Below are 3760 nucleotides of genomic sequence, written 5' to 3'. Positions count from 1 at the left end.
CCCACCAGTCCCCGAAACTCTAGTCCGAAATGGCCCAGAACACGGGGGCTAGACAACTTAGGCCGTCGCTCAACCTCAAAAAAGTTGAGTCGCCTTTTCGTCAAACCCTTTGTGGCCCCGCAGTTTGCGGGGTCATTTATTCGTCATTTTTTGTCTCTTCGCCTCAAGCATCAAGGTTTTGGTTAGCCCGCCGAAACTGGTGCGGGCGTTGTCTAGAAAGCAACGAATTTTGGTTTATCCGAGTGAGTGGCCAGATCGAGTGCGATATTCAAACAAGGCAACGCGGTCTGTTATTTCCCGTGTCTGCTTTGACCGAAACTCTGCCGTTCAGCAGATTTCAAAGAACGTCCAGCGCCGTTCAATGCAGACGTTCAGGCGAAATTTCTCGGAATGACCACCAACAATGACCGCTATCCGTTCCTAAGCCGTCATCTGACTTAACGACTCAGATGACTGACTTGAGCCCATACCTACCAAATGCTGCACACTGCACGAATGGCCACTTTCGAGCCGACCTACGCCCGAATCTCTTCACGCATAAACTCCACAAAGGCCCTTACACGCGGCTTTCGAAAGGCCGAAGGTAACTGCACGCTTTGGATCGGCAAAGTGCGGGAATGGAACTCCGGAAAGAGTTGCACAAGACGTCCGGTTTCAAGGTCGTCCCCCAAAAACACATCTGGGCATATGAAGATGCCGCTCCCGGCACGCGTCGGTACGAGGCAGGCGGGAGGACTGTTTGCCAGAAATGGGCCAGAGACAGGCACCTGCACGGTTTGCCCTTCGATCTGGAATGGCCAGCGGTTTGGATCGGGGTTGTTCGCATCTCGAATGCAAATGTGGTCCGAGAGTTCCGCAGGATGTGAAGGTGTGCCATGTTCTTCAAGGTAGCAAGGAGTCGCGACGACTTTCATATGCGTTTCACCGAGCTTGCGAACGACCAAACTGGAGTCGCTGAGCGCGCCGATCCGTATTGCGATATCGAAACCGCCCTTGGCCAGATCAGCATAATGATCCGACAAGTCCAATTCGACTGTGACGTCCGGGTGTTGCTCTACGAAACGGCTTGCTGCTTTAGCCACCGCCGTGTCGCCATAGGTAAGGGGCGCCGCCACACGAACGATGCCCTTCAAGCCCTCTGAAGCGTCAAACTCAGTCTCCAACTGCTCCAATTCAGCCAGCACCCGTCGCGCTCCTTCCAGATATCGCTCCCCCTCGTGGGTCAACGACATAGACCTGGTGGTGCGATGGAGAAGATTCAGCCCAACCATGTTTTCGAGCTGGGCCACACGTTTGCTGACCAGCTTGTTTGAAATGCCAAGCCGTTGTCCGGCGGCGGCAAAAGAACCGGATTCCACAACAGCCACGAAGCTCTGCATCCCGTCGATCCGGTCCATAGCATTGTCTCCATTTGTGCGATACACACTCGCTCTTATCGCCATTTCATGGAGAAAAGACCATCGCTAAGTTCCTCTCAAGCTGAATCGCAGGAGAAAAGAACATGGCAACGTCAGACGCCCCCATCTCAATAGGTCAGGTCGCCCTGACGGTGCGCGATCTGGATAAGACCGCAACCTTTTATGAAGACGTGATCGGCCTTGGCCTAGTCGAACGCAACGGTGAAAGCGCCCGCCTCGGCACCGAGGCCGGCACGCTGATCGAGCTGCGCCAGGACCGCAATGCCAAACCCTTTCCCAAAGAGGCGGGGCTGTTTCACACCGCATTTCTGTTGCCGTCCAAACAAGACCTCGGCGCATGGCTGATCTACGCGGATGAGCGCGGTGTTCGCCTGGATGGCGCATCCCACCACGGTGTCAGCGAGGCGCTGTATCTGAACGATCCCGAAGGAAACGGCATCGAAATCTATCGTGATCTGCCTCGCGAAGCGTGGAAACGCCAAGGCGATACCATCCACATGACAACGCACCCGCTCGACCTGAAATCACTAACGGAGGATGCCACACAGTGGCAAGGCGCACCGCAAGGCACAGTCATCGGACACGTTCATTTACGTGTCGGTGATGTCAGCAAGGCAGCCAAGTTCGTTACTGACGAGCTGAGTATGGTTCAGACATTTGAGCTGCCCTCAGCCCGCTGGTTCGGGTCCGGTGGCTACCATCACCATCTTGCCGCGAATGCTTGGCAATCAAAGGGGGCAGGCCCGCGCTCTGTCGAAACCACAGGTCTCGCGAGTGTTGAGCTGTTGGCTGACCCCGCAAGTCTCACGCCCGGCCAGAAGGTCGATCCCTGGGGCACAGAATTCACGATCACCTCAGTGCAGGCTTGCGCCGCGTGAATGTCGTCAAATCAAACCAAGAGAGGACTACAACAATGACACCTAAAGAACTCGTAATGGAGGCCGTAGCCGCCATTTTTGTCAACTTCGACGCAACTGCCGCCGAACAGCTTCTGGCAAAGGACTATATCCAGCACAACCCAGCCGTCCCCACGGGGGCTGCGCCGATCCTTGGCTTCATTCCTGGTCTGAAAGAAAGCGGGATCGAGGTGGATATCCACCGGGTGATCGCGGAAGGCAACATGGTTGTCCTGCATACGACCTACAACAACGCTCAGGCGTTCGGTGCTGACACTCTGGTGGGGTTCGATGTTTTCCGCGTCGAGGACGGAAAGGTTGCAGAGCACTGGGACAACCTGACCCAAATTACACCGCCAAATCCTTCGGGGCATACTCAGACCGATGGTTCAACTGAGATCACAGATCTGGACAAGACCGCTGAGAACAAAGCGCTGGTCACAGACTTTGTGAACACCATCCTGAAAGATGGCGACGTTGACCGGATCACCGAATTCCTGTCCACGGAGACCTACATCCAGCACAACAGCAACATTGCTGACGGTCTGGACGGTTTAGGTGCTGCTCTTGCTGGCATGGCCGAGCAAGGCATCCAGATGATCTACACGGATGTCCACATTGTTGTGGCCGAGGGTAACTTTGTCTTCACCGCCTCTGAGGGAACGTTCGCTGACAAACCAACAGCGTTCTATGATCTGTTCCGCGTCGAAGACGGCAAGATCGTTGAGCATTGGGACGTGATCGCCGATATCCCTGCGGAAATGGCTCATGACAACGGCAAGTTTTGATCGGGTGCCAATATGAAAGCGTTCCTGATCACCTTAATGATGACGCTGGGAGGCGCGGCTATGGCTCAAGATGCTGGTGTAATCGAGATTGTGACAATGGACCTTGCCGAGGGTGTTTCAGCTCAAGCGTTCGAACCGGTCGACAAGGCCATTGAGGACGAGTACGTCAGTAAACAGCCTGGCTTCATCTCCCGGCAAGCCGCCTTCGCAGACGACAAATGGGCGGTTGTCGTCAATTGGGAAAGCGCGGAGGCAGCGCAAGCATCCATGGACAGCTTTGCCTCTGCTCCGGCTGCTGAGAAGTTTATGAGCATGATCGATGCATCTTCTATGTCGATGAAGCGCTACCAACTGGCACGGTAAGAGCCTTCATACTAACCAAAGCGCCCATGGAAACATGGGTGCTTTGTTGCATTTTGATCATCAGCATTCATCACCGGACAATCGGGCTATCCAGGCGGACGGCAACTCTGTCCCGCATAGCGGCCTTTCAGGATATTCAGGCGAACTTTAGCATCGAGCCCAAAGTTACCAGTGGTGCTTGGGGCACGAAGATCAGCAATACGCAGAAAGCAGACTTTGCAAAGTCCGGTTGACCACATTGTCCACCAAAGGCGACAGTTCTGCTTCGCGACTGGGCTATACATAGCCCTCAAAG

At 54.8% G+C, this 3760-nt stretch carries 4 protein-coding genes; 3 read left to right on the top strand and 1 reads right to left on the bottom strand.

The genetic code is table 11. The features are described 5' to 3' along the window. Positions 1-515 precede the first annotated feature (515 nt). Positions 516-1397: a LysR family transcriptional regulator gene (locus GOV91_RS22450; protein WP_170417145.1), complete on the bottom strand. Its 882-nt coding sequence runs from the start codon at positions 1395-1397 to the stop codon at positions 516-518. Positions 1398-1501: 104 nt separating this feature from the next. Here GOV91_RS22450 and GOV91_RS22445 point away from each other — a divergent pair, with 104 nt between their 5' ends. The 3 genes from GOV91_RS22445 to GOV91_RS22435 are packed head-to-tail and all read left to right on the top strand — an operon-like array spanning position 1502 to position 3465. Further along, positions 1502-2296, top strand: coding sequence for a VOC family protein (locus GOV91_RS22445; RefSeq protein ID WP_170417147.1), 795 nt, complete (start codon positions 1502-1504; stop codon positions 2294-2296). Positions 2297-2331: 35 nt separating this feature from the next. Then, positions 2332-3102 carry a nuclear transport factor 2 family protein gene (locus GOV91_RS22440; RefSeq protein WP_170417149.1) on the top strand — a complete coding sequence of 257 codons (771 nt, stop codon included), beginning with the start codon at positions 2332-2334 and terminating at the stop codon, positions 3100-3102. A 12-nt stretch (positions 3103-3114) separates the two neighbouring features. Next, on the top strand, positions 3115-3465 hold the full coding sequence (locus tag GOV91_RS22435; protein WP_170417151.1) for an antibiotic biosynthesis monooxygenase: 351 nt from the start codon (positions 3115-3117) through the stop codon (positions 3463-3465). Positions 3466-3760: the final 295 nt, after the last annotated feature.

The organism is Ruegeria sp. HKCCA6837 (assembly GCF_013034475.1).
Lineage (GTDB): Bacteria > Pseudomonadota > Alphaproteobacteria > Rhodobacterales > Rhodobacteraceae > Ruegeria.
Note: the sequence above shows the minus strand (reverse complement) of the source record. Positions and strands in the feature narration are given on the sequence as shown.